Annotated in this window: 26 protein-coding genes and 1 pseudogene; 11 read left to right on the forward strand and 16 right to left on the reverse strand. The window is 68.8% G+C overall.

Translation table 11 applies throughout. From position 1 onward, the window contains the following. The 12 genes and pseudogenes from AC1DWT_RS33370 to AC1DWT_RS33425 form a co-directional block, all read right to left on the reverse strand. Positions 1-134: pseudogene (locus AC1DWT_RS33370) on the reverse strand (DUF427 domain-containing protein); the annotation flags it as partial. Positions 135-153: 19 nt separating this feature from the next. Beyond that, positions 154-753, reverse strand: a complete 600-nt coding sequence (locus AC1DWT_RS33375) for a helix-turn-helix domain-containing protein (protein WP_072940827.1) — start codon at positions 751-753, stop codon at positions 154-156. Beyond that, positions 753-1,130, reverse strand: coding sequence for a PEP-utilizing enzyme (locus tag AC1DWT_RS33380; protein ID WP_179377543.1), 378 nt, complete (start codon positions 1,128-1,130; stop codon positions 753-755). Before AC1DWT_RS33380 ends, AC1DWT_RS33375 begins: the two co-directional genes overlap by 1 nt. A gap of 3 nt (positions 1,131-1,133) precedes the next feature. Then, entirely contained in the window at positions 1,134-1,520 is a 387-nt protein-coding gene (locus AC1DWT_RS33385; protein WP_095861146.1) for a hypothetical protein, read from the reverse strand. 78 nt (positions 1,521-1,598) lie between these two features. Then, complete coding sequence (locus AC1DWT_RS33390; RefSeq protein ID WP_477923947.1) at positions 1,599-2,750, reverse strand: alpha/beta hydrolase family protein; 1,152 nt, start codon at positions 2,748-2,750, stop codon at positions 1,599-1,601. After that, positions 2,747-3,658, reverse strand: a complete 912-nt coding sequence (gene bphC / locus AC1DWT_RS33395) for a biphenyl-2,3-diol 1,2-dioxygenase (protein WP_477923948.1) — start codon at positions 3,656-3,658, stop codon at positions 2,747-2,749. Before bphC ends, AC1DWT_RS33390 begins: the two co-directional genes overlap by 4 nt. A gap of 87 nt (positions 3,659-3,745) precedes the next feature. Then, the gene (locus AC1DWT_RS33400) at positions 3,746-4,924 is read right to left on the reverse strand and encodes an acyl-CoA dehydrogenase family protein (RefSeq protein ID WP_387486074.1); all 1,179 of its coding nucleotides are present in this window, start codon (positions 4,922-4,924) and stop codon (positions 3,746-3,748) included. Positions 4,925-4,964: 40 nt separating this feature from the next. Next, positions 4,965-6,023, reverse strand: coding sequence for a 4-hydroxy-2-oxovalerate aldolase (gene dmpG / locus AC1DWT_RS33405; protein WP_072940841.1), 1,059 nt, complete (start codon positions 6,021-6,023; stop codon positions 4,965-4,967). A 38-nt stretch (positions 6,024-6,061) separates the two neighbouring features. Next, positions 6,062-6,967 (reverse strand): acetaldehyde dehydrogenase (acetylating), encoded by a 906-nt coding sequence (locus AC1DWT_RS33410; protein ID WP_206016232.1) that lies wholly within the window; start codon positions 6,965-6,967, stop codon positions 6,062-6,064. Between the two features lie 7 nt (positions 6,968-6,974). Then, positions 6,975-7,760, reverse strand: coding sequence for a 2-keto-4-pentenoate hydratase (locus tag AC1DWT_RS33415; RefSeq protein WP_477923971.1), 786 nt, complete (start codon positions 7,758-7,760; stop codon positions 6,975-6,977). After that, a complete protein-coding gene (locus AC1DWT_RS33420) occupies positions 7,760-9,472 on the reverse strand; it encodes an FAD-binding protein (protein WP_477923949.1) in 1,713 nt (570 codons plus the stop codon). The genes AC1DWT_RS33415 and AC1DWT_RS33420 overlap by 1 nt, the downstream gene beginning before the upstream one ends. Further along, complete coding sequence (locus AC1DWT_RS33425) at positions 9,469-10,344, reverse strand: alpha/beta fold hydrolase (RefSeq protein WP_072940852.1); 876 nt, start codon at positions 10,342-10,344, stop codon at positions 9,469-9,471. The genes AC1DWT_RS33420 and AC1DWT_RS33425 overlap by 4 nt, the downstream gene beginning before the upstream one ends. Before the next feature lie 197 nt (positions 10,345-10,541). On the opposite strand from AC1DWT_RS33425, the gene AC1DWT_RS33430 reads away from it, so the two are divergent. Next, a complete protein-coding gene (locus AC1DWT_RS33430; protein ID WP_477923950.1) occupies positions 10,542-11,078 on the forward strand; it encodes a flavin reductase family protein in 537 nt (178 codons plus the stop codon). Between the two features lie 33 nt (positions 11,079-11,111). On the opposite strand, the gene AC1DWT_RS33435 is transcribed toward AC1DWT_RS33430, so the two are convergent. Further along, positions 11,112-12,005: an IclR family transcriptional regulator gene (locus AC1DWT_RS33435; protein WP_477923951.1), complete on the reverse strand. Its 894-nt coding sequence runs from the start codon at positions 12,003-12,005 to the stop codon at positions 11,112-11,114. 200 nt (positions 12,006-12,205) lie between these two features. Between AC1DWT_RS33435 and AC1DWT_RS33440 the strand changes: the two genes are divergently transcribed. Both AC1DWT_RS33440 and AC1DWT_RS33445 read left to right on the forward strand, forming a co-directional pair. Continuing rightward, positions 12,206-13,102, forward strand: coding sequence for a TIGR03619 family F420-dependent LLM class oxidoreductase (locus AC1DWT_RS33440; RefSeq protein WP_072940859.1), 897 nt, complete (start codon positions 12,206-12,208; stop codon positions 13,100-13,102). Further along, complete coding sequence (locus AC1DWT_RS33445) at positions 13,099-13,581, forward strand: nuclear transport factor 2 family protein (RefSeq protein WP_477923952.1); 483 nt, start codon at positions 13,099-13,101, stop codon at positions 13,579-13,581. Before AC1DWT_RS33440 ends, AC1DWT_RS33445 begins: the two co-directional genes overlap by 4 nt. A gap of 71 nt (positions 13,582-13,652) precedes the next feature. On the opposite strand, the gene AC1DWT_RS33450 is transcribed toward AC1DWT_RS33445, so the two are convergent. Further along, positions 13,653-15,116 (reverse strand): MFS transporter, encoded by a 1,464-nt coding sequence (locus AC1DWT_RS33450; RefSeq protein WP_072940864.1) that lies wholly within the window; start codon positions 15,114-15,116, stop codon positions 13,653-13,655. A 247-nt stretch (positions 15,117-15,363) separates the two neighbouring features. Here AC1DWT_RS33450 and AC1DWT_RS33455 point away from each other — a divergent pair, with 247 nt between their 5' ends. The 5 genes from AC1DWT_RS33455 (at position 15,364) to AC1DWT_RS33475 (ending at position 19,556) form a co-directional block, all read left to right on the forward strand. After that, positions 15,364-16,299: a 3-oxoacyl-ACP reductase gene (locus AC1DWT_RS33455; RefSeq protein ID WP_477923953.1), complete on the forward strand. Its 936-nt coding sequence runs from the start codon at positions 15,364-15,366 to the stop codon at positions 16,297-16,299. A gap of 25 nt (positions 16,300-16,324) precedes the next feature. Beyond that, complete coding sequence (locus AC1DWT_RS33460; protein WP_477923954.1) at positions 16,325-17,068, forward strand: SDR family NAD(P)-dependent oxidoreductase; 744 nt, start codon at positions 16,325-16,327, stop codon at positions 17,066-17,068. 20 nt (positions 17,069-17,088) lie between these two features. Continuing rightward, on the forward strand, positions 17,089-17,922 hold the full coding sequence (locus tag AC1DWT_RS33465) for a mycofactocin-coupled SDR family oxidoreductase (protein ID WP_477923955.1): 834 nt from the start codon (positions 17,089-17,091) through the stop codon (positions 17,920-17,922). 91 nt (positions 17,923-18,013) lie between these two features. Next, positions 18,014-18,553: a MarR family winged helix-turn-helix transcriptional regulator gene (locus tag AC1DWT_RS33470; protein ID WP_378673446.1), complete on the forward strand. Its 540-nt coding sequence runs from the start codon at positions 18,014-18,016 to the stop codon at positions 18,551-18,553. A gap of 16 nt (positions 18,554-18,569) precedes the next feature. Next, positions 18,570-19,556 carry an AraC-like ligand-binding domain-containing protein gene (locus AC1DWT_RS33475; protein ID WP_477923957.1) on the forward strand — a complete coding sequence of 329 codons (987 nt, stop codon included), beginning with the start codon at positions 18,570-18,572 and terminating at the stop codon, positions 19,554-19,556. On the opposite strand, the gene AC1DWT_RS33480 is transcribed toward AC1DWT_RS33475, so the two are convergent. Together AC1DWT_RS33480 and AC1DWT_RS33485 are read right to left on the reverse strand one after the other, a co-directional pair. Next, positions 19,528-20,130, reverse strand: a complete 603-nt coding sequence (locus AC1DWT_RS33480; protein ID WP_378673440.1) for a metallophosphoesterase — start codon at positions 20,128-20,130, stop codon at positions 19,528-19,530. The genes AC1DWT_RS33475 and AC1DWT_RS33480 overlap by 29 nt on opposite strands. Then, on the reverse strand, positions 20,127-20,561 hold the full coding sequence (locus AC1DWT_RS33485) for a hypothetical protein (protein ID WP_387486105.1): 435 nt from the start codon (positions 20,559-20,561) through the stop codon (positions 20,127-20,129). The genes AC1DWT_RS33480 and AC1DWT_RS33485 overlap by 4 nt, the downstream gene beginning before the upstream one ends. 171 nt (positions 20,562-20,732) lie before the next feature. On the opposite strand from AC1DWT_RS33485, the gene AC1DWT_RS33490 reads away from it, so the two are divergent. From AC1DWT_RS33490 to AC1DWT_RS33500, 3 genes are all read left to right on the forward strand, one after another. Further along, positions 20,733-21,176 (forward strand): hypothetical protein, encoded by a 444-nt coding sequence (locus AC1DWT_RS33490; RefSeq protein WP_378673435.1) that lies wholly within the window; start codon positions 20,733-20,735, stop codon positions 21,174-21,176. Positions 21,177-21,330: 154 nt separating this feature from the next. Continuing rightward, positions 21,331-21,702, forward strand: a complete 372-nt coding sequence (locus AC1DWT_RS33495) for a hypothetical protein (protein WP_095861418.1) — start codon at positions 21,331-21,333, stop codon at positions 21,700-21,702. 17 nt (positions 21,703-21,719) lie between these two features. After that, entirely contained in the window at positions 21,720-22,496 is a 777-nt protein-coding gene (locus tag AC1DWT_RS33500) for a class I SAM-dependent methyltransferase (RefSeq protein WP_477923959.1), read from the forward strand. Positions 22,497-22,538 lie beyond the last annotated feature (42 nt).

Here is a 22,538-nt window from a genome sequence, read left to right on the forward strand (position 1 = left end):
TCCCAGACGAGGACCGCACGGTCACTGTCGACCACCGTGGTCCCGTTCAGCTCGGCACGGATCCGCTTCGCCGTCGGCTCGTAGCGAAGCTCGCGTAGCTGATGTCCGACGGTGTCGCGCAGTCGCAGGCCCATGAGTTCGAGACTAGGCCTCTTACCGGGCCAGGCCGAGGGACGCGATGAGGTCCTCGTGGAACTCGAACCAGACGCGGTGGCAGGAGTCGCGGTCGGTCGCGGTGATCCAGCCCGGATCCGTGCTCGACCGCCCGACGGCGTCGGCAAACCGCTGCTGGTAGCCGGCGAATCGGTCCGTGCCCGCAACCAGGCGCGTCTCGAAATCGGCCAGGGCGTCTGCCGCGATTCCCAGGCGGGTGGTGGTCTCGTCGAGGGTCACGATGGCCTCGCCGATACCCAGCTCGGCCAACTGCCAGGCGGTGCACGCGTCCGCGACGGCGACGTTGTGCGGCAGGAACTCCCGGTGGACCTGCACCACCACGGCACGGATCCCGCACCGGTCGAGGTCGGCGGCGAGCAGTCTTTCGCCGTGCGCCTTCCCGAGATCGGTCAGGGACCAGCCGCTGTCCTCGGCGAAGGGGGTGCGGGTGACCCACCCACGGGCCTGGGCATCGAGCAGGTGCTCGACGGTCGTCTCGACAGACAGATCGAAACGGGCGGCGATGCGCGCGGTCTCGGCGTAGCCCAGGATCCGCACGGCGTGCAACACCAGAATGTCCGTCGGAGTGCGGTGCGGCATCAGATCCCCCCGGCGTTCGGAACAGCGACGTGCCCGTGCGTGCCGTCCACGCGGACCAGCAGGCCGTCGGTCAGGGTGGTCATGGCCATTGGCGCGGCCAGGACGGCAGGGATGCCGAACTCACGGGCCACGATCGCGGCGTGCGCCAGCACACCGCCGGTCTCGGTGACCACCGCGCACGCGAGGGCCAGCAGCGGGGTCCACGCCGGCGCGGTCGTTCGGCAGACCAGGACGTCGCCCGAGCGGAAACGGACGAAGTCGTCCAGGCCGCCGATGATCCGCGCAGGGCCGACGGCGGTTCCCGGGCTGGCTGCGACGCCCGTCAGCAGAGTGTCACCGTATCGCTCCGACGCGTCCGGCAGGGGGAGAATCGGCACAGCTCATGCCTCCGCGTCGCGGTCGCCGGCTCTGGCAAGGACCCGGTTCAGGCGCTGCTGGGCGGCCTGAGCCGTCCCCAGGCCGAGCGCCTCCGCGATCTGCGGCCAGGTCAGCCCACTGCTGCGGGCGGCGAACAGCAGACCGGCCTCGATCTGGTCGAGCTCGACCCGCGCCGAAGACAGCAGCCGCAGCCCTGCCGCGACCACAGCCGGGTCCGTGCCCTGCGCATCCCGGCCGGCCCACGCCGCGAACCTGACGAAGTCGGTGTCCGACCGCGGCTGCCCGGGATGCTCCCACGGACGCCGCTCGAGCCTCGCGGCACCGGCCTGGTTCAGCGTCGAGCGTGCCGAATCAAGCTCTGCCGCGTGTGTCTGGTCGTCGGTGGTCACCCGACCACTTCACGCCATCAACAGTCTGTTGTCAACAGACTGTTGATGGTCGTGTCGTCCGGTGAGGTCCCGGCACCCTCAGCGGGCGAGGATCCCGGCGACGAAATCCTGCGCGTCCTGCTGCGACGCCCCGATCGTCCCGCGATGGTCCGCACCCTCGTACGTCCGATACGTGAGTTCGTTCCCGTTGTCCTGCAACGTCTTCACCATCAGATCCGTCGACGGTTTGCTCACCACCAGGTCACCGGAACTCTGCGCGACCAGCGTCGGGACCTGCACGTGAACCCTCGACGGCTCCTGGCGGCCCAGGTACTCCGTCAGCGGCCCCAGGTCGGCGTCGGGGCGGAAGACCTGACCCGCAGGCACGGGCGGCACCTTCCGGATGTCGTCGATGCACCCGGTCCGCGCCGCCGTCAGCAGCGGTTGCGCCTGCTCCGTCAACAGCGCCGACGGGTCGATCGCGGGATCGGCGGCCTGCGCGCCGAGGAGGATCAGCGGGAGGAACGCCTCGGCCGCTTCGATACCCGGCACACCCGAGCGGAAGTACTGCGGCGTCTGGTCGAGCCCGTTGCCCGGGGCGATCGTCACCGCACCGCCGAGATGCAGTTCCGGGGCACGCTCCCCGGCCTGCGCGGCGGTGAACAGCGCCGCCTGCCCACCCTGGCTGTGCCCGATCACGAACCACGTCGAGCCGACCGCCGGATCCACGTCGCGGGCGGCGCGGACGATGTCCACGACGGCGTTCGCCTCCGTGTCACCGTTGATGTACGGATGGATTCCCGGCGTGCCCAGACCCTGGTAATCCGTGCTCACCACCGCGTACCCCTTCGCCACCCAGTCGTCGAGGGACGCATTCACCCCGGAGAGATAACTGTGGGCGGGGCCGCCCGCGAAATCCGCGGACGGGGCGCAGGCGTCCGCGACTCCGGTGGTGCCGTGCGCCCAGCTGATCACCGGATACCCGCCCTCGGGTGCCGGCGTGCGGGGAATAGACACGGTGCCCGACACCACGACGGGGTCGCCGTTGCCGTCCTGCGACGCGTAGGTGATCACCTCGTTCCGTCCGGCGCTCGGCAGCGCGGGACCATCGTTCACGGAGCGGGCCGACAGGAGTTGACCCGGCCGGGGCGACGTGTCGGTGACCGTCTCGGATGCCGCACTGGAACAGGCACTTCCGCCGAGGAGGACGAGTGCGGCCACCGCGCCGATCCGGGCGCGCGACGGCGTCATGCGAACGCCGCCAGCGGCTCGGAACCCGACCAGTCGTGGCCCCAGTAACTGTCCGCGGTGATCTCCTCGGCGGTGTAGTGCGCCTCGTCGACCAACATGCCCTCCGTGCCGAATTCGAGGTCCCAGCCGCCGGGGGCGCGCACGTAGAACGACACCATGCGGTCGTTGGTGTGACGGCCGAGGGTCGACGAGATGGAGAAGCCGAGCTTGCCGAGCCGGTCGAGTGCCTGGCCGACGGCGTCGAGGGAGTCGACCTCCGTCATCAGGTGCACCATCCCGGGTTCGCCGCTGTGCGGCGCGGGGCACAACGCGAGGCTGTGATGGCGTTGGTTGACGCCCATGAACCGCACCCGCCGGGCCGGTCCCTGGGCGTCGGCCGGTCCGAGCCGGATCGCGCCGCGGGGCAGGAACCCCAGCACCTCGGTGTAGAACGTGTAGGCCTCCTCGAACGCCGGCGTCGGGAGGACCACGTGGCCCAGCCCCTGTGCGCCGGTGACGAAGCGGCCCCCGTGCGGGGTGACGACGGGACTGTGGTCGAGCACCGGCCCGAAGAACACCTCCACCCGGGTGCCGGACGGATCGTCGAACGCGATCACCTGCTCGGCGTCGCGGAAGCGCGACTCCTCCTCGGACAGGACGTCGACCGTGACGCCCGACTTCTCCACCTGCTCCCGCACCCGCTGGAGGGCGAACTGGTCGCGCACCTCCCAGCCCACGGCGAGCGCCTTGTCCGTGTCGCCGGGCAGGACGATCAGCCGCGACCGCCGCTCGTCGACGCGCAGGTACAGGCCGTCGGATTCGGGGCCCGACCCCTCGGCCATGCCCAGCCCGTCCACCACCAGCTCCCGCCAGCGTGGCACGTCCTTCGTCTGAATCCGCAGGTAGCCGAGCCCTCGGATGTCGGTCATGTGAAGTCCTTTCCTGGAGGCGGCTCCGCCACCCGTGCGCCTTTCTGGTAGCTGGAACGACCAAAAAGGCGCACGGGCGCGAAGCGCCTAAATCATGGAGCGGTGGATGCCCTGGGGTTCGCCGCCGAGCTGGGTGAGGGCCGAGGAGTGGAAGATCGAGCCCGGCACGTGGATGGCGTGGGACAGGCCGGCGTGGGCGTCCCGCCAGAAACGCTGCATGGGCGTCTTCAGTTGGAGCGCACCGCCGCCGGAGCGCGCGAAGATCTCGTCGACGGCGCGCACCGCCCGCCAGGCGGCGGCCGTCTGGGTGCGCCGACCGATGGAGCGGAGTTCGAACGAGATGTCCTGCCCCTTCTCGGTCATGTCCCAGAACCGGTCGACCGTCTCCAGGATCGCCGCGCGGGACGCCGCGATCTCCGCGGCCGCCTCGCCGATCGCGAACAGCACGTAGGGGTCGTCCTTGATCGGGGTCCCGGAGACGGTGACGCGTTCGCGTTGCGCGTTCAGGTGGCAGGCCAGCGCGCCCTCGGCGATGCCGATGAGCGAGGACGTGATGCCGAGCGGGAAGATGCACGAGAACGGGAAGTTGTAAAGGGTCTGGGTGCGGCCGAACTCCTTCGGCGCGGATCCGTCGAAGACCTTGTCGGCCTGCAGCGTCCGGTGCTGCGGGATGAATGCGTCCTTGACGATCAGGTCCTTGGATCCGGTGCCGCGCAGTCCGACGACGTTCCAGCTGTCCTGGTCGATGTCGTAGTCCGAGCGTGGAAGCAGCACATGCAGGATCTTGGGTGGCATCACCCGGTTGCCGTCTCGGTCGCCGACCGCGGCGCCGATCATGACCCACCCGCAGTGGTCGGTGCCCGAGGAGAACGACCACCGTCCGTTGAGGACGTAGCCGCCGTCGACGGGCACGGCCACCCCCATCGGGGCGTACGGCGACGCCATCCACATGTCGGAGTCCTCGCCCCACACCTCGTCCTGGGCCTTGCGGTCGAAGAACGCCAGTTCCCACGGGTGGACGCCGACGATGCCGCTGACCCAGCCCGCGGCTCCGTCGATGGCGCCGATGCCCATCGCGGTCTCCGCGAACTCGCGCGGATGCGATTCGTAGCCGCCGTATTCCTTGGGTTGCAGCATCCGCATCACCCCGGAGTCGCGCAACCGTTTCGCGGACGTGTCCGACAGGCGCATCAGCTTGTCGCCCTCGGTGCCTTCCGCGCGGATCTCGTCCGCGTACTGTTCGATCCTGTCAAGAACCTGGCCCATGATGATCTCGGCTTTCTGGTGTCGGTACCCGGCGGAACGCCTAGGCGGACTTCTTCTCGGCGACTGCAGGTTCCGCGGACTGCCGGTCCGCGAGGCCGAGGGCGATTTCGATCAGCTGGTCTTCCTGACCGCCGACCAGCTCGCGCCTGCCGGCCTCGATGAGGATTTCCGCACCGGACACGCCGTACCGGCGGGCGTGGGAGTCGGCGTGCTTGAGGAAGCTGGAGTACACGCCCGCGTAACCCATGGTCAGCGACAGCCGGTCGAGCAGGCAGTCGCCGTCCATGATCGGCCGGACGACGTCCTCGGCGGCGTCGATGATCTTCAGAGTGTCGATGCCGGTGCGGATTCCGAGTTTCTCGGTGACGGCGGCGAACGCCTCGACCGGGGTATTGCCCGCGCCGGCGCCGAAGCGCCGGGTGGAGCCGTCGATCTGCAAGGCGCCCGCCTCGACGGCGAGCACCGAGTTGGCGACACCGAGGCCAAGGTTCTCGTGACCGTGGAATCCAACCTGTGCGTCGTCGCCGAGTTCGGCCACCAGGGCGGACACGCGGTCGCTGACGGCGTTCAGGATCAGCGCCCCGGCCGAGTCCACCACGTAGACGCACTGACAGCCGGCATCCGCCATGATCCGCGCCTGCTGCGCGAGAACCTCCGGCGGCCGGCTGTGAGACATCATCAGGAACCCGACCGTCTCCAGCCCGAGTTCGCGGGCGAGCCCGAAGTGCTGCACGGAGATGTCGGCTTCGGTGCAGTGCGTGGCGATGCGGCAGATGCTCGCGCCGTTGTCCGCGGCCTCCCGGATGTCGGACTGGACACCCAGTCCGGGGAGCATGAGGAACGCGATCCTGGCCCGCGTTGCCGTCTCCACCGCGGCCTTGATCAGTTCCTGTTCCGGGGTGTGGCTGAATCCGTAGTTGAACGAGGAACCGCCGAGTCCGTCGCCGTGGGTGACCTCGATGACCGGAACGCCGGCGGCGTCGAGCGCCCCGACGATCGAGCGGACGTGGTCGACGGTGAACTGGTGTCGCTTGGCGTGGGAGCCGTCGCGCAGCGACGAGTCCGTCACCCGGATGTCGAGATCGGCACTGTAAGGCATCGGTATTCCTTCGAAGAGTGAATGTGGGGCGGACGCGCTCAGACGCTCGCGCCGAGGATCTGCGTCGCGAAGCTCTCGCCGACCTTGGTGGCGGCGGCGGTCATGATGTCGAGGTTGCCGGAATAGGGCGGCAGGAAGTCGCCGGCGCCTTCGACCTCGAGGAAGATGCCGACGCGGGCGAGTCCTCCGCTGATCGGCGTCGGGTCGTCGAATTGCGGTTCGGCGCGCAGACGGTAGCCGGGGACGTACGCCTGCACGGACGCCGCGACGTCGTGGATGGACGCGGTGATGGCGCCGCGGTCGGCGTCTGCGGGGATGGAGCAGAACACGGTGTCCTTCATGAACATCGGCGGCTCGGCCGGGTTCAGGATGATGATCGCCTTACCCTTCTTCGCCCCGCCGATCGTCTCGATGCCCCGGCTCGTGGTGATCGTGAACTCGTCGATGTTCGCGCGGGTACCCGGGCCCGCGGACGGCGACGCCACGCTGGCGACGATCTCGGCGTACGCGACGTCGGTGATCCGGGAGACGGCATGGACCATGGGGATGGTCGCCTGGCCGCCGCACGTGATGAGGTTGACGTTCGGTGCGGTGCGGTGCTCGCCCATGTTCACGGCGGGCACGACCGCGGGTCCGAGCGCGGCCGGGGTGAGGTCGACCGCCTGGATGCCGAGTTCCCGGTAGCGGGGCGCGTTCGCCCGGTGCACGTAGGCCGAGGTGGCCTCGAAGACGATGTCGGGGCGCTCGTCCTGGGCGAGTAGCCAGTCGACGCCCTCGGCGCTGGCGATCACACCCCGGTCCGCGGCGCGCTTCAGTCCCTCGCTGTCGGGGTCGACGCCGATCATCCAGCGGGGCTCGATGATCTCCGAGCGGAGGAGTTTGTACATCAGGTCGGTGCCGATGTTGCCGGATCCGACGATCGCGGCGAAAGCCTTGGTCACAATTGTCGCCTTACTTGAATTCTACTGATACGGAGCCGATGTCACTGAAATCGGCGCGGAACACGTCGCCGGGGCGGGCGTCGATCGCGCGGGTGCACGAACCGGGCAGGATCACGTGCCCGGCCTCGAGCTGCACTCCGAAGCTCGCGACCTTCCGCGCCAGCCAGGCCACGGCCTTCGTGGGATTGCCGAGCACCGCCGACGCTTCCCCCCGCGCGATCTCTTCCTCGCCCTGGAACAGCACCGCGGAGATTGCGCCGATGTCGACGTTCGCCGGTTCCACCCGTCCGGCGCCGAGGATCACGCCGGCCGAAGACGCGTTGTCAGCGATCGTGTCGGCGAGCCCGATCTTCCACTCTGTGATGCGGGAGTCGATCAATTCAATACTGGGAACGATGTATTCGGTGGCCGCGAGCACGTCGGCCTCGGTGCACCCCTCCCCCGGCAGCGTCTCGCCGAGGACGTAGCCGATCTCCACCTCGATGCGCGGGTAGCAGAACCGCGCGGTGTCGATCGGCGTCCCCTCGGCGTACACCATGCTCGACAGCAGATGTCCGTAGTCGGGCTCGTCGACGCCCATCATCTTCTGCATGACCTCGGAGGACAGTCCGACCTTGTGGCCGTACACCGTCTCCCCCGCCGCCAGCCGTGCCCGGATGTTCAGCAGCGCGATCTCGTAGGCGTCGACGACGTCGATGCCCGGGAACACGGTGGTCAGCGGATCGATGGGTGCACGGTTCCGTTCGGCGTTCCGCAGGAGGTGGGCGGCGGACAGTCGTTGCGCGTCGCTCAGCATCACGCCACCTCCCCCGCACGTGAGTGCTGTCGTGTGTTCCGGGACTCTTTGCCACTCACGTGGGCGGCGTGCTGCGCGGCGATGTAGCCGAACACCATGGCGGGACCGATGGTCGCGCCCGCGCCGGCGTATTCGTTGCCCATCACCGACGCCGACGTGTTGCCGGTGGCGTACAGGCCGTCGATGACGGTCCCGTCCTCGCGGAGCACCCGGGCGTCGGCGTCGGTGACGAGTCCGCCCTTCGTGCCCAGGTCGCCTGCCTCGCAGCGGATCGCGTAAAACGGGCCCTGGACGATCTCGTCGAGGCACGGGTTCTTCATCGTCGGGTCGCCGTAGTACCGGTCGTACGCGCTGTCGCCGCGGCCGAAGTCCTCGTCGGTGCCGCTGCGGGCGAAGCCGTTGAAGCGATCGACGGTCGCGACGAGGGTGTCTGCTTTGACGCCGATCTTCTCGGCGAGGTCACGCAGCGTGTCCGCCTTGTGCACGACACCGGAGTCGTAGAACCCCTGCGGGAACGGCACACCCGGCAGCACCTGCGCGAACGGGTACYGCGACTTCGCCTTGTTGTCCATGACGAACCACGCCGGGACATGGCCGCCGTCGAGTTGGTCGTGCACGAAGTTCACGTACGGCGACGACTCGTTGGTGAAGCGTTCGCCGCGTCCGTTCACGATGACGGACGGCGGAATGCACCGCTCCGACACGAGCGGGATCACGGCACCCATCGGGTGCAGCACCGACGGCATCCACCAGGCGTCGTCCATGAGGTCGACTGCCGCACCGAGCTTCTGGCCGGCGACGATGCCGTCGCCGGTGTTCTCCCGGGCGCCGGCGCTGACGTCCGGAACGCCGTGCCGGGGCAGGTACTTGGCCCGCATGTCCTGGTTGTGGTCGAACCCGCCGGTCGCGAGCAGCACGCCGCGGCGGGCGCCGATCCGGACCGTCTGTCCGTCGCGCTCGGCGAGCACACCCACGACCGCTCCGGTGCCGTCGACGATCAGTTCCGTCATCGACGTCTTCAGCCACAGCGGCACCCCGGCGTCCTTGAGGACCATCCGCATCCGCGCCACCAGTGCGCGTCCGCCGGTCGCCATGTGGCGTCGCCGGACCACGTTGGACGCCACCCGCCACGCCGCCACCAGCGACGCCTTGCGGCCCTTCCACGTGCGCTTGACCATGGCGAGGTCGTGGTAATCCTTCGAGGTGACCCACAGGCCCAGCGGACCCTTCATGCTGTTGGGACGCTGGAACTGCTCGTCCTCCTTCAGCGCCCGGGTGTCGAACGGGATGCATTCGATGGTGCGCCCGAGCGGCCGCCCGCCCTCGTATTCCGGGTGATAGTCGGAGTAGCCCTTCACCCAGTACAGCTCCATGTGCGGGCTGCGGTCGAGCAGTTCCATCAGCTCGGGACCCTTGTCGACGAACGCGTCGAGGCGGTCGGCGGCGACGGTGCCCTCGGTGATGATGTCGAGGTAGCGGCGGATCGACTCGCGGGAGTCGACGACACCCTTCGCGCGCAGCGTCGGGGCGTTGGGTATCCAGATGCCGCCGCCGGAGATGGCGGTGGATCCGCCGAACGTCGCGCCCTTGTCGATGACGAGGGTGTCGATCCCGCGGTGGGCCGCGGTGATCGCCGCGGCCATGCCGCCGCCACCGCTGCCGACGACGAGGAAATCGACTGTGGTATCGAAGGTTTCTGCGGTGCCGCTCATCGTCCGCTGCCGTCCTTGCGGAGGAGGAAGGCGAGGACGGCGCTCTCGAACGCCGTCTTCTGCTCGATCATCGCCCAGTGCCCGCAGTTCGGGAACACGTGCAGTTCCGCCCGCGGGATCGACCGCATCGGGATGATCGCCATGTCCAGCGGGCTGACCCGGTCGTCGCGGCCCCACGTGAGCAGCGTCGGCGCCGTCACCTTGTGCAGCTGGGCCCAGTACGGGGTGGCGTCGGACGCGAGTGCCGCCTTGGCGCCTGCCTCGAACGCGGCCTTGCTGTACATCTTGCGGGCGCTGGCGAGGGTCTCGGGGTCGGTGGCCTGCGTCCAGCGTTCCTCGATCAGTTCCTCGGTGACCATGGCGGGGTCGAACACCATCGAGTGCAGCCACGCGATCAGTCGTTCCCGGGTGGGTTCGTCCGTGAACTCCATCAGGAGGTTGATGCCCTCACCGGGACCGGGGCTGAAGAGGTTCCTGCCGATGCCGCCGATGGTGATCAACTTGGCGACGCGGTCGGGGTGTGCGATGGCGAACTGGGTGGCGACGATGCCGCCCATCGAGTTTCCGAGCATCGCCACCTCGTCGAGTCCGAGACCATCGAGGAAGCGGAGCACCGCGTCGCCCGCGGTGAGCATCGGGTGGCCGCCGAAATCGTCGCTGACCCCGAATCCCGGGAACTCCAGGATGAAGGTGCGGAAGTGCTCGGCGAAGACGCCGAGGTTGCCGCGGAAGTTGCGCCACCCCGTCACGCCGGGGCCGGAACCGTGCAGCAGCAGAAGAGGCGGACCGTCGCCGGCCTCGTGGTAGCGAAGCACGCCGAGGTCGGTCTTCAGCTCCTTCAGGGTGCCCTCGTAACTCGAGTCAGTCGTCATGGTCGATCACGTTGCCAGCGTGGTCCCGGCTCGGACAGGAGCGATCCCGGTCAGCGAGACACCGCACGGCTCGGGCACGGTCCGGGCGGGGACTTCCACTGACCGAGACGGCATCTCGTGACGCTTCGGGGGCGTCTCTAGCCTCGGGGTCGATCGCCGAATCGGTCGGCGACGGAAGAGCAATCGGAGGCGGTCTGATGGCAACCGAACCGGCCGGCAACAAGCCCGCGGCACACCCGGACGCACCGTCACCGGGCGAGATGCGCCGTGCCCTGGGGCAATTCGCCAGCGGCGTGACGGTGGTGACGGGGCTCGACGCCGAGGGCCCGGTCGGTTTCACGTGCCAGTCGTTCGCGTCGGTGTCGCTGGAGCCGCCACTGATCCTGTTCTGTGCCGATCACCGCGGCCGGGCATGGCCGCGCATCCGGCGGTCGGGACGCTTCACGATCAACGTGCTACACGAGGACCAGACGGACCTCTGCGCCCGGTTCGGTTCGAGCCGGGGTGCCAAGTTCGACGGGCTCGTCTGGGAGCCGTCGGGGTGGTCGACGCCGTCGCTGCCGGGGGTCCTCCTGCGCGTGCATGCCGACGTGCAGTCGGTGCACACCGCCGGCGATCACGACGTCGTGATCGGACGCGTCCGGGAACTCGAATCGGTGTGCGACGAGCGTCCGATGGTGTTCTTCCGGGGCGGTTTTGGCCTCGACGCCGCTCCACAACCCGTGCGCGCGTAACGAGTCCGGGGACTCGTCAGCCACGCACGGGCGCTACAGCCATTGCCCCGACTGCACCGCGAGGAGCTGGTCGAGGGTCTCGGTCGACCACGAGCTGTCCGGGATCTCCGGAGTCCGGCGGCCGCGGCGGGGCGTTCCCAGTTCGGGGTGCAGCGTCCGCGTGACTTCCCGGGCGGCGTCGACGACGAGCGGGGCGACGCGCTCGAGTTGGACGGTGCGCGCGTCTCCGCACAGCGAGATGCCGGCGACCGGTCCGTCGGCGCTACGGACCGCGACACCGACGCACCCGATTCCGCGCACCGCCTCCCCGCGCTCGAAGGCGAGACCGCGCCGTTGCCGGATCCGGTTGAGCTCCTGGTGCAGCGTGGACAGTTCGGTGATCGTGCGGTCCGTGCTGCGGCTGAGCCGCGGCCCGTACATGCCGTCCACCTGCTCCGGGTCGACCCACGCGAGCATCGCCTTGCCGCCCGCCGTCGTGTAGGCGGGCACGCGCCCACCCACGCGGGACGGCAGGGTCGCGGCCATCCGACCGCCCACCTTGTCCAGGTACACGCTCTCCGCGCCGTCCAGCACGGCCAGGTGCACGACCATCCCGGTCTGCATGTGCAGTTCGTGCAGCAGCGGGGCCGCCGCGGCCCGGACCTGGCTGTGCCCGTTGTCGCCGCCGCCGAGTCCCATCGCCCGCCGCCCGAGGCAGTAGCCGAAGCTGGCGTGGTCGACCCAGTCGAGACGGACGAGCTGGTCGAGGATGCGGTGCACGGTGGACCGCGGCAGCCGGGTGCGGCACGCCACCTCTTCGAGCGTCAGGCGCGACGTCCGGCCGTCGAACGCGTCGAGGATGAGCGTCATCCGTTCCACCATCGACGGCGGCAGATCCTTCTTCACAGCGGGTACCGACAGTGCATCATCCAAATCGACGACAGTCATCGACGCCTCCAAATATCCTGGTCACACGCATACGTCCGACAAAAACTGAAATGAATTCTTAAAATGTACCAGCCGCGCCCGCCCCGGGGAAGGAATCGGACAACCGCCGCGCCCGGTCACCGGGAATCTCCGCGCACCCCGCGGGGTACCTCCACTACAACGGTGACGACAGACGACCCCGAGAGCGGAGTTACGAACTGATGCACATAGGAATCGCGCCGCCCATCGTCATCGCGCACCCCGCGGTCCGCGCGGACTGGGAACTCGGCGCCGGCATCGCGGAGCTCACCGCGATCGCCCGCACGGCCGACCGCCTCGGCTACCACCACCTCACCTGCAGCGAGCATGTCGCCGTCCCCACCGACGTCGCAGTGGAACGCGGCGGCACCTACTGGGACCCGCTCGCGACCCTCGGGTTCCTCGCCGCACAGACCACCGGCATCCGCCTGGCCACGCAGGTTCTGGTGCTCGGCTATCACCACCCCCTCGAGATCGCCAAGCGCTACGGCACGCTCGACGTCGTCAGCGGCGGCCGGCTCGTGCTCGGCCTGGGCGTGGGCAGCCTGCGCGAGGAATTCGACCTGCTCGGCGCCCACTTCGACGACCGCGGCGCCCGCGCCGACGACGCGCTCGCGGCGCTGCGCGCGTCCCTGTCGCAACCGAGGCCCGAGTACCACGGCCCGTTCTACGACTTCGACGGCGTCGTCGTCGAACCGCACGCCGTCCAGCCGCGAGTCCCGCTGTGGATCGGGGGACGCACACTGCGGTCCCTGCGCCGCGCGACGACGCTCGGCGACGGCTGGGTGCCGTTCGGTCTGTCACTCGACGAGTTGTGCGCGCTGCTCGCCCGGGTCGACCTTCCCGAGAAATTCGAGGTGGTCCTCAGCGCAGGCGCACCGCTCGATCCGATCGGCTCACGGGGCGCCGTGGCCCGCTCCCTCGAACGACGTCGCGAGGCCGGCACCACCGTCGTCAGCGCCACCCTCGCGTCCACGAGCGCAGCCCACTACTGCGAGCAACTGGAGGCCCTCCGGCAGCTGGGCGACACCCTCGGCCTCTCCTTCCGCACCACGACCGAAGACAGGATCCGCCCATGACCGGCACCGAAGAACTCGTCCGCACACTCGCCGAACGCGTCACCGCCCTCGAGGACAAGCTCGCCATCCTCGAGCTGATGACCGCCTACGGCCCCGCCATCGACAGCGGCTCGGCCGACGCCGTCGCGCGTCTGTGGACCGAGGACGGCGTGTACGACGTCGACACCGGGGTGATGCGCGGGCATGCGGCCATCACGGCGATGGTGCAGTCGCAGGCACATCAGGGCTGGATCGGCGGCGGCTGCGCGCACATGCTCGAGCCCGGGCACGTGCGCGTCGACGGCGATACCGCGGTGGCCACGTGCAAGTCGCAGTTGATCATTCACGACGACGCCGGGTTCCAGGTCCACCGGATCACCGCAAACCGGTGGGAGCTCGCCAAGATCGACGGCGAGTGGAAGGTGACCCGCCGCGTCAATCGGCTTCTCGACGGTCGCGAGGAGGCCCGCACCCTGCTGGCCGCGGGGGTGCGCGACTGAGCACGGCTTCGGCTGCACCGAAACGAGGCCCGCAAGTGCTGCGGGCCTCGTCCTGGTGCGGCGGGCGACGGTCAGGCGACCAACTCCGACGTGGGTGCGGCCGCGTCGGCCGGGCGCTCGATCTTGTTGCGGGTGAGGAGAAGTCCCATTACCGCGGCCAGCAGTCCGGCGACCGCCAGCGTGAAGAAGGCGTAGACGAATCCCTTCTCCGAGTACTGGGCGGCGCGGCCCACCAGCACGACGCCGGGGATCGCGACGATGGCGATCATCATCTGGCTGCCGATCGCACTGCCCAGCGAGCCCGACAGGTTCAGCATCCCACCGGCGATCCCCTGCGTCTGCGCGGGCACGGTGCGCATGATGAGATTCGGCAACGTCGCCGACGCGGAACCGAGCCCGAGGCCGATCACCAACTGCCCGAACATCATCTGGACGGTCGAGTCGTGCAGGGTGGCGAGCAGGACCGACCCGAGCGACAGGGAAGCGCCGCCGAACACCAGAACCGGCGCGGGGCCGATGCGCCGGGTGAAGTAGCCGCCCACCGGGCCCGCGATCATCGACACGACACCCGTCGGAACGGTGTAGATTGCGACGGCGAGGGCGGTGACGCCGAATCCGTAGCCGAGACCGAGGTCGGGGTCGGTCATCACGAACATCGGGATGAGCATCGAATGGCTGACCAGGACGAACTGCACGAAACCGCTGGCGGCCAGCGTCTTCGCGACGGGTCCGTGCCTGAGCATCTGCAGGTCGACGAGCGGCTCCTTCGGCGTGCGTTCGTAGACCAGCCAACCGGCGAGAACGGCGAGACCGCCACCCACGCAGAGAAGCGTCTGAGGCGCCGTGTACCCCCACGTGGCGGCCTTGCCGATGCCGAACAGCAGCACGAAGGCGCCGAGACCGAGAATCACCGCACCGAGCACATCGAGTTTCGACCGGGTGCGCAGGGTGGTCTCGGGCACGAAGATCGCGACCGCGATGCCGACGACCACCACGTGGGCAAGTTGCGCCCAGAACACGCCGGTGTAGCCGAAGTGGTCGATGAGATAGCCGCCGATGATCGGGCCGAGGATGGTGCTGGCGCCCATGCCCGTGGCGACAAATCCCACCGCCACGGGAATGATCGACGGCGGCAGGATGTCGCGGATCAGCCCGTAGGCGAGCACGAGGATCGCCATGCCCGCGCCCTGGAGGCCGCGGCCCACGAGGAACAGTTCGAAGGTGGGGGCCAGCGCTCCGAGGAGTGATCCGGCGCCGAATACCGCGGCCGACACGAGCATCATCCGCTTCTTGCCGTAGATGTCGCCGAGTTTGCCGACGAGCGGAGTCGAGGCGGCGAGCACGAGCGTGACGATCGTGATCACCCAGCCGACGTTCGCGGTGCCGAAGTGTTTCGCGATCTCCGGCAGCGCCGGGGTGACGAAGTTGTAGGCGAGCGGGATGACCTCGACCAGAAGGATGATCAGGGCCAGGAGGGCGAACGACTTCCCGCGTGAGAGCGGTGCGCGCTCCGCCTCACCTGGGGACAGGGGCATGTTATGCATATGTGGCTCCGGGGGATTCGAGTGGATCAGCACGCCCAACCTGGCATGACGCACAGTGACGCCGACCACAGTTCCCACTCACCGAGACCTACCCGCGGCCGGTGCCCGGTGACGCGAAACGACACGAATAGTAGAAAACATTCCTGCACGATATTGCGACCATCTAGTGACTGATCAGTAGTTCATGCGATACAACTAGAATGAAATCTAATTTTCTCTTCGCGGATCAGGAGTTCCCATGACGGAATCACTCAGCCTCACCGGACGCACCGCCGTCGTCACCGGCGCCGGCGCAGGCCTCGGCCGGGCCGAAGCCCTCGCACTCGCGGCCGCCGGAGCCGCGGTCGTCGTCAACGACATGGGCGACGGCGCACACGAGGTCGCCTCGCAGATCACCGCGGCCGGCGGCCGGGCCGTCGCCGTCACCGGCGACGTCTCCGACTGGGCGCTCGGCGCGCGCCTCGTCGACGAGGCCGTCAGYGCGTTCGGATCGATGGACATCCTCGTCAACAACGCCGGAATCCTGCGCGACAAGATGATTTTCAACCTCTCCGAATCCGACTGGGACGACGTCATCCGCGTCCACCTGAAGGGGCACGCCGCCACGTCGCGCGCCGCGGCCGTGCACTGGCGCGAGGCGAGCAAGGCCGCCGGCGGCCCGGTGTACGGGCGGGTCGTCAACACGTCGTCGGAGGCGTTCCTGTTCGGGTCCGCGGGACAGCCCAACTACTCGGCCGCGAAGGCCGGGATCACCGCGCTCACCCTGTCGACGGCGCAGGGCCTGTCCCGCTACGGGGTTCGGGCCAACGCGATCTGCCCGCGCGCCAGGACGGCCATGACCGCCGACGCGTTCGGCGTGAACCCGGGCGACACGGGCCTCGACCCCCTGTCCCCCGAACGGGTCGCCACCCTCGTCCACTACCTGGCCTCCCCCGCCGCCGACGCGATCACCGGGCAGGTGTTCGTCGTCTACGGCAAGATGGTCGCGCTCATGGAGGCACCGAAGGTCGAGAACCGCTTCGACGCAGCGGGTTCCGCGTTCTCACCCGAGGAGCTTGACGGCCTCCTCACACCGTATTTCGCCGGTCGCGGACCGTACGAGAACTACGCGGCGTTCAGCGTCGCCGAACTGGAGAAGGTTGCGCTGGCGACCGGCGACCTCGCCGGTGCCTGAGCCGCGACCACAGAAGGAGCACACGATGAGGCTGCACGGTAAGACGGCGATCGTGACCGGCGGCGCCGGCGGCATCGGACGGGCCGTCACGACGGTGTTCGTCCGCGAGGGCGCGAACGTCCTGTTCGTCGACATCGACGAAAAACGCGGCCGGGAACTCGAGCAGGAACTCGGAGCGGCCGCCCGTTTCCTGAACGCCGACATCTCCCGGCGCGAGTCCGCCAAGCAGATCCGGGACGCCGCGGTCGCAGCGTTCGGGTCGGTGGACGTGCTGGTCAACAACGCCCACGCGTCGCGGCAGGCGCTGCTGATCGACCACACCCAGGAGATGTTCGACCTCTCGTTCCGCACCGGGTTCTATCCGGTGGTGCACCTGATGCAGGCCTGCTACGAGCAGTTGAAGGCGGCGAACGGTTCGGTGATCAACTTCGCGTCCGGATCCGGGCTCGACGGGATGCCCACCCAGACGTCGTACGCCGCCGCGAAGGAAGCGATTCGCGGGGTGAGCCGGGTGGCGGCCAACGAATGGGCGGCCGATCAGATCCGGGTGAACGTGATCTGCCCGTTCGCCGCGACCGAGGGCGTCCTCGCCTGGCAGGAACAATTCCCCGACCGCGCCGCCGCGTCCGTCGCGAAGGTTCCGCTGCAGCGCATCGGCGACCCCGAGACCGACATCGCACCCGTGGCGGTGTTCCTCGCGTCCGACGATTCCCGATACATGACCGGCCAGACACTGATGGCGGACGGCGGCAGCATCAAGCTGCGCTGATCCGCCCGGACAGGAGAACGATGAACGACTTCCAGGGCCGAGTCGCCCTGATCACCGGCGGCGCGCGCAGCCAGGGACGCAGCCACGCGGTGGCACTGGCGGAACGCGGGGCAGACATCGTGCTGTGCGACCGCTGCGAGGACAGCCCGGCGGTGAACTACCCCCTGGCCACCGCCGCCGACCTCGACGAGACCGCCGAACTGGTGCGCGCCACCGGCCGCCGGTGCCTCACCGCCAAGGCGGACACCGCCGACCGGGCCGCGATGGACACACTCGTCGCGGAGGCGGAGTCCGAGTTCGGGCGGATCGATATCGCGGTCGCGAACGCCGGCGTCTCCGTGGCCGCCCCGGTGCAGTCGCTCACGCAGGAACAGTGGTCGGAGGCGATCGGTTCCAACCTCACCGGCGTCTTCAACACGGTGGGGGCGGTGGCACCCGGCATGATCCGGCGGGGATACGGCCGGATCGTCACCATCTCGTCGATGCTGGGCCGCGCAGGCAGCACCAACATGGCGGCGTACGCGGCGTCGAAGTGGGGCGTCATCGGGCTCACCAAGAGCGCTGCGCTCGATCTCGCCCCGCACGGCATCACCGTGAATGCGATTGCACCGGGCAATATCTCGACACCGATGATCCACAACGACGCCCTCTACCGGATGATGCGTCCCGACCTGGAGGCACCCGCCGCCGAGGATGTGGAACCGGTGTTCCGCAGCCTGCACGCCCAGCCCGTGGCGTGGCTGGACGCCGCCGAGATCACCCGCGTCGTGCTGTTCCTCGGCGCCGAGGGCAGCGCGCACATCAGCGGCATCGTCCTGCCCGTCGACGCGGGTACTGCCGCCCGCGGCCTGTGAGTACTTATCAACCGCCGGACGTTGATAAGTACTCACGGGACGCCTTTGGTCAAGGCTTTGATTAAGCAGTACAGGCCGCTAACCTGGGTTCATGCCCGACGAGACGACCGACCAGAGCAATTTGGACTTCCTGTCCTTCATGGACTTCGCGGTGGGCAAGACCGTCGACGAGTTGCCCGAGGTCGATCCGGTGTCCATGCGGCTGGTGCTCGCGCTGCACCGGGTGACGAGCGCCCTCGTCTACGACCTCGAGGCGACGGTCCACCGGCCCAGCGGGTGGAGCTGGCCGGGGTTCCGGGTGCTGTTCGTGTTGTGGCTCGCCGGACCGTGCGAGGCCAAGCGGGTGGCGTCGCTGTCCGGGATGAGCAGGTCTGCGGTGTCGGCCCTGGTGAACACACTCGAGCGCGACGGGCTCGTGACCCGGCGACCGTCCGCCGGCGACCGCCGGGCCGTCGATCTCGAGCTGACGGACGCCGGGCGCGAGGCCATCGTCAGCACGTACTCCGCGCACAACAAGCGTGAGCAGACGTGGACCGAGACGCTGACACCGTCGGAACGGGTCGTCCTGATCGGGTTGCTGGAGAAGATGGCGTCGGGCACCGCCGCCCGCGAAGCCGTCAAACGCAGCTAGCCGTGACGAGTAGGTGATGGCCGTGAGCAGGCTCATCCGTCCCGGGGAACAGCGCCTCGTGTCGTTCGACGAGTTCCGCGAGTCGGTGAGCGACGCGTTCGTCCCCCTCGAGATGACGTCGGCGGACCACGACGATTTCCGCGGCGTGGTGCGCGGCGCGACGGTCGGGGCGGTCCGGATCAGTGAAGTCACGGCCGCCCCGCACGTCATTCGGCGCACGCCGCGGACGATCCGCGCCGCCAACCCCGACTACTTCAAACTCGGACTGCAGGTGGGCGGCTGCTGCGTCCTCGCCCAGGACGGCCGGGAAGCTGCGCTTACCCCGGGTGACTTCGCGATCTACGACACGACCCGCCCGTACCAGCTGTCGTTCGACGACCGGTTCCGGATGCTGGTCGTGATGTTCCCCCGGCATCTCCTGCGCGTTCCGCCCGACGGCATCGCGCAGCTCACCGCGCGCCGGGTGTCGGGCAGGCAAGGGCTCGGCGCCGTCGTCACGCCGCTGGTGCGCGGACTCGGCGAGCAGATCGCCGACGCCTCCCCCACCGCCGCGCTGCATCTCGGCGATGCCGTCCTCGACCTGGTCGCGGCTGCGTTCGCGGAGCAACTCCACCTCGCCGACAGGCCGACCCCGTTGTCGCGCGGGGACGAACTGCAGGCCCGGGTCACCGCATTCATCGACGAGCGGCTCGCCGACCGGGAGCTGGATCTGCAGTCGATCGCGGCCGCCCATCACATCTCGGTGCGGCACCTGCAGAAGATGTTCGAAGCCGAGGGCGACACGGTGAGCGGATGGATTCGGCGAAGGCGACTCGAGCAGTGCCGTCGAGATCTCGCCGACCCCCGGTACCGCGAGCTGACCGTGTCGGCCATCGGTGCCCGCTGGGGTTTCGCCGACGCCGCCCACTTCTCGCGGCTGTTCAAGGCCACTCACGGATCGACGCCCGGCACCTACCGCGCCGCGGCCACCTCGCTCACGGAGACGGAGCGCCGGATTCGATGATCTCCGCGACCTCGTCGACGTGGACGGGTCGGCGCCAACTGTCCCAACCGACGTGGATCTGCCGGGGATGAACGGCGGCGTCGAGTACAGCGGATTGGTGAGTGTGCCCGTGCAGCAACCAGTCTCCCCCGTCCTGCAGGCGGTACTTCACGCCCCGGTCCTCCTCGGTGTGGTCGCCGGTGTACGGGAAATGGGACAGCAGCACCGTCCGGCCCGCGACCTTCCGTCGCGCGAACAGCTGCACCGACGCGAACGTGTCCAGGAAGACCCGCTGCCTGAGGTGGCTGTTGCGGTTCGCCATCGGGTGGCACGAGTCGTGATTGCCGGGGATCAGATGCAGCTCGACGTTCCGTTTCCGCGCGAACTCGTCCAGCGCGCGGAGCGCCCAGTCCTCGGCGGCTTTGCCCCCGACGGTGACGTCGCCGAGTATCCAGAGTTGGTCGCCGCTCCCGACGGCGGCGCCCAGACTGTCGAGGATGGATTCGTCGTGCGCGTCGATCTCCGCGTCGAAGCCCCGGATCTCCACCAGCCGCGCGTGCCGAAGGTGCAGGTCGGACGTGAACCAGACGCTCATGCCAGGAACCGCGACCGCAGCTCCGCGAAGAACGCTGCCGACAGACGTGTGAAGTCGTCGGCGCTCAATCGGATCCGGTCGCCGATCTCGAGCTTCAGAACGGACTTGTCGGGAACGTATGCGAGGACATTGATGCCGCGCAGGACGCCGCCGTTGTTCATCAACGAGTCGGCAATGATCTCGACTTCGTTGAGCGCGTTCGCGTCCTTGCCCGTCACCGCCCGGACCCGGTGGACGAAGTAGCGGTCCAGCGCGAGGACCATGTTGCCGAAGAACAGGGGCTCGAAGTCCTCCAGTGCGGCGAAGACCTTCTTGCCCGTGACCTCGCCCGCGATCGCTCCCGTCAGCGATTTGTACACGGCGAGTTGCTCCGTGACGGACGCCTCGGCGTGATCGATCTCTTCCTGCGTGTAGTTCTTCCGTCCGAGCACTTCGCCGTCTCCTTCGATGCACCGGGTGCCGGATCGACACGCTGAGAACCCCCAGACCAGCAGTGTTCCACCTTTCGCATCCCAGCGGATCCGGGTTGGAGGTGCGATACTCCCGGGTGGCTCCTGGCTCGTCCCAAAACCGGCAACCGAGAAGTCCGGAAGGATGCACCGATGAAGGTCACGATCGCACGAACCGCAGGAATCGCCGCCGCAGTCACCGGCGTGGCTCTGCTCGCCGCACCCACGGCGTCCGCGGCACCCGAGGACATCGCCGTCGACATCACCGACGACGGGAACGCGGTGGTCATGGAAGTCCGGTACGACGTCCCCGGGGCGGTGTTGTGCCTGATGAACGTCCTCCCCGTCGACGGGACCGTGCCCGCCGCCATTGTGGGACCCACCGTCGTGATGGGCGGAGACGACGGCGAACTCCGGGCCACCGTCGACCCCGGCAAGTACACGGTCCAGTGGTCCTGCTCGAGCATTCCGTCTTTCGAGCAGTGGGGCACCGCTCCGCCGCTGACCAACGGCACCGAGGACCCCACCACCGTCACCGTGACCGACACGTCCGGGCCAGGCGGCGGAGGCTCGTCGGGCAGCCCGTTCGGCAGCTGACGGCCCCCGCGTACGTGAGCGGCAAAGCGTGTTCGAGCACTCTTTCGCACTCACGTATGCGGGATCGGCGAACTTCCTGGGGCGGGGCGTAACGAAACTGGTGCGAGTGGGGATTGACAGTACGGAATCCCGCAACGGACAGGAACCCTCCGCCATGGCTACCGTCACGCACATCGATATCGCTCGCGCCCGCCGCTCTCGTCGGGTTCTCTTCATCGGAAACCCCACCCGGTACAAAGAGGTGTCGCACTGGGCGATGGTCAAGCAGTGGATGGTCGTCCACGGACTCGAGCCCGTCCGGAAGCTGGACGGCCCCGCGCTCTGCGCGATCGTCACCGAGGACGTCCTCGACGGAGTCGGCTCCCCTCAGGACGCGCAGGCGATTCAGAGCGCCCGTGAACAGGGCATACCGTGTATCAGCGTGCACGACAGCACTCAGATCTGGCAGGCCACGGCCCGCGTCCGCGCGTCCATCGCGCGATCCGGGGGCGGCGCACACTCGAGCCCGCACCACCAGGGAGCCTGAGAGAACCGCGGGCCGTCGTGGTCGACTGGGACGGCGAAGGCTACGCCGATGTCGGCGCACTGCAGCGCGCCGTCGCGGAGCAGTCGATCGCGGAGCTCACCCTCGCCGGCACTGAACGTGTGCTGGACGTGGGGTGCGGCGACGGATTCGTCACGCTCCGGATCGCCGAGCGGCTTCCCGGCGGTTCGGTGGTCGGAGTGGACGCCTCCCCGCGGATGATCGCGAAGGCAGAATCGAGGGCGGTGCCGGACGGGGCCCGCGCCGAGTTCCGTTTCGCGGACGCTCGCGACCTTCCGTTCGACCGTGAGTTCGACGTCGCGGTGTCGTTCAACGCGCTGCACTGGGTTCCCGACCTGCAGGTGGCGTTGGCCGCGATCGCCCGCAGCGTCGTGGACGGCGGCCGTGTGATCGTCCAGATGGTGTGCGCCGGTCCACGGACCAGTATCGAAGACGTGATGATGGCCATCTCGGCACGCCCACGGTGGGCGGAGTTCTTCACCGACTTCACGGCGCCGTTCATCCACATCGAGCCCGCGACATTCCGCGGATTCGCGAAAGCGACAGGACTCGACACCACGAACCTCGTCGTCCGGGACGTCGAATGGGATTTCGGCTCCCGAGAAGATTTCGTGCGGTGGTGCACCGTCGGATCCACCGACTGGACCGCGCACCTCGACGACGCCGCCGTCCCCGAGTTCATGGACGACGTCGCACGCGAGTACGAGCAGATCTCCCGACGCTCGGGGTTGTTCCTGTTCACCCAGATGCGCGCGGAACTCGTCCGGACGTCCTGACGGCAGCGCGTCGGCGGTGGCGAGACCGTCGCCGACTGCCGC

This window comes from Rhodococcus sp. P4_B6, from assembly GCF_056402215.1.